The sequence below is a fragment of the Streptomyces sp. DvalAA-14 genome (assembly GCF_900091855.1).
In the GTDB taxonomy this organism is placed as follows: domain Bacteria; phylum Actinomycetota; class Actinomycetes; order Streptomycetales; family Streptomycetaceae; genus Actinacidiphila.
Genome location: NZ_FMCH01000668.1, coordinates 1 through 2,786 on the forward strand (window position 1 = coordinate 1; position 2,786 = coordinate 2,786).

1 rRNA gene is annotated in these 2,786 nt (G+C 56.9%); it reads right to left on the reverse strand.

Going from position 1 to position 2,786, the window contains the following annotated elements:
- Nucleotides 1-19: 19 nt before the first annotated feature.
- Nucleotides 20-2,786 (reverse strand): 23S ribosomal RNA (locus GA0115240_RS35350); the annotation flags it as partial.

Sequence of the window (2,786 nt, forward strand, 5' to 3'; positions counted from 1 at the left end):
ACAGTGGACGCGAGCACACATGGACAAGCCCTCGGCCTATTAGTACCGGTCAGCTCCACCCCTCACAGGGCTTCCACATCCGGCCTATCAACCCAGTCGTCTACTGGGAGCCTTACCCCATCAAGTGGGTGGGAGTCCTCATCTCGAAGCAGGCTTCCCGCTTAGATGCTTTCAGCGGTTATCCCTCCCGAACGTAGCCAACCAGCCATGCCCTTGGCAGAACAACTGGCACACCAGAGGTCCGTCCGTCCCGGTCCTCTCGTACTAGGGACAGCCCTTCTCAAGACTCCAACGCGCGCAGCGGATAGGGACCGAACTGTCTCACGACGTTCTAAACCCAGCTCGCGTACCGCTTTAATGGGCGAACAGCCCAACCCTTGGGACCGACTCCAGCCCCAGGATGCGACGAGCCGACATCGAGGTGCCAAACCATCCCGTCGATATGGACTCTTGGGGAAGATCAGCCTGTTATCCCCGGGGTACCTTTTATCCGTTGAGCGACGGCGCTTCCACAAGCCACCGCCGGATCACTAGTCCCTACTTTCGTACCTGCTCGACCCGTCAGTCTCACAGTCAAGCTCCCTTGTGCACTTACACTCAACACCTGATTGCCAACCAGGCTGAGGGAACCTTTGGGCGCCTCCGTTACTCTTTAGGAGGCAACCGCCCCAGTTAAACTACCCACCAGACACTGTCCCTGATCCGGATCACGGACCGAGGTTAGACATCCAGCACGACCAGAGTGGTATTTCAACGACGACTCCACCACGGCTGGCGCCGTGACTTCACAGTCTCCCACCTATCCTACACAAGCCGAACCGAACACCAATATCAAGCTATAGTAAAGGTCCCGGGGTCTTTCCGTCCTGCTGCGCGAAACGAGCATCTTTACTCGTAATGCAATTTCACCGGGCCTATGGTTGAGACAGTCGAGAAGTCGTTACGCCATTCGTGCAGGTCGGAACTTACCCGACAAGGAATTTCGCTACCTTAGGATGGTTATAGTTACCACCGCCGTTTACTGGCGCTTAAGTTCTCAGCCTCGCCACACCGAAATGTGACTAACCGGTCCCCTTAACGTTCCAGCACCGGGCAGGCGTCAGTCCGTATACATCGCCTTACGGCTTCGCACGGACCTGTGTTTTTAGTAAACAGTCGCTTCTCGCTGGTCTCTGCGGCCACACCCAGCTCACGGGGAAAACCCGATCACCAGACATGGCCCCCCTTCTCCCGAAGTTACGGGGGCATTTTGCCGAGTTCCTTAACCATAGTTCACCCGAACGCCTCGGTATTCTCTACCTGACCACCTGAGTCGGTTTAGGGTACGGGCCGCCATGAAACTCGCTAGAGGCTTTTCTCGACAGCATAGGATCATCCACTTCACCACAATCGGCTCGGCATCAGGTCTCAGACACATGTCATCCGGATTTACCTGGACAACGCCCTACACCCTTACCCCGGGACAACCACCGCCCGGGCTGGACTACCTTCCTGCGTCACCCCATCGCTTACCTACTACCACCTCGGTTCAGCGGCTCCACCACTCCCACCTCGTCCGAAGACTCGGCAGGCGGCTTCACGGCCTTAGCATCAACGGGTTCGATACTGGGCGTTTCAAAGCGGGTACCGGAATATCAACCGGTTGTCCATCGACTACGCCTGTCGGCCTCGCCTTAGGTCCCGACTTACCCTGGGCAGATCAGCTTGACCCAGGAACCCTTAGTCAATCGGCGCAAGAGTTTCCCACTCTTGTATCGCTACTCATGCCTGCATTCTCACTCGTGAACCGTCCACCACTGCCTTCCGGCGCGGCTTCACCCGGCACACGACGCTCCCCTACCCATCACAGCCTCCGTTGGGAGTACATGCTGCAATGACACGACTTCGGCGGTACGCTTGAGCCCCGCTACATTGTCGGCGCGGAATCACTTGACCAGTGAGCTATTACGCACTCTTTCAAGGATGGCTGCTTCTAAGCCAACCTCCTGGTTGTCTCTGCGACTCCACATCCTTTCCCACTTAGCGTACGCTTAGGGGCCTTAGTCGATGCTCTGGGCTGTTTCCCTCTCGACCATGGAGCTTATCCCCCACAGTCTCACTGCCGCGCTCTCACTTACCGGCATTCGGAGTTTGGCTAAGGTCAGTAACCCGGTAGGGCCCATCGCCTATCCAGTGCTCTACCTCCGGCAAGAAACACACGACGCTGCACCTAAATGCATTTCGGGGAGAACCAGCTATCACGGAGTTTGATTGGCCTTTCACCCCTAACCACAGGTCATCCCCCAGGTTTTCAACCCTGGTGGGTTCGGTCCTCCACACGGTCTTACCCGCGCTTCAACCTGCCCATGGCTAGATCACTCCGCTTCGGGTCTTGAGCATGCTACTCAGTGTCTAATTAAAGACGTCGCCCTGTTCGGACTCGCTTTCGCTACGGCTCCCCCACACGGGTTAACCTCGCAACACACCGCAAACTCGCAGGCTCATTCTTCAAAAGGCACGCAGTCACGACGACACATGCAAGCATGCATCGCGACGCTCCCACGGCTTGTAGGCACACGGTTTCAGGTACTATTTCACTCCGCTCCCGCGGTACTTTTCACCATTCCCTCACGGTACTATCCGCTATCGGTCACCAGGGAATATTTAGGCTTAACGGGTGGTCCCGCCAGATTCACACAGGATTTCTCGGGCCCTGTGCTACTTGGGTGGTGAGCAAACGAGCCGTACAGATTTCAGCTACGGGGGTCTTACCCTCTACGCCGGACCTTTCGCATGTCCTTCGCCTA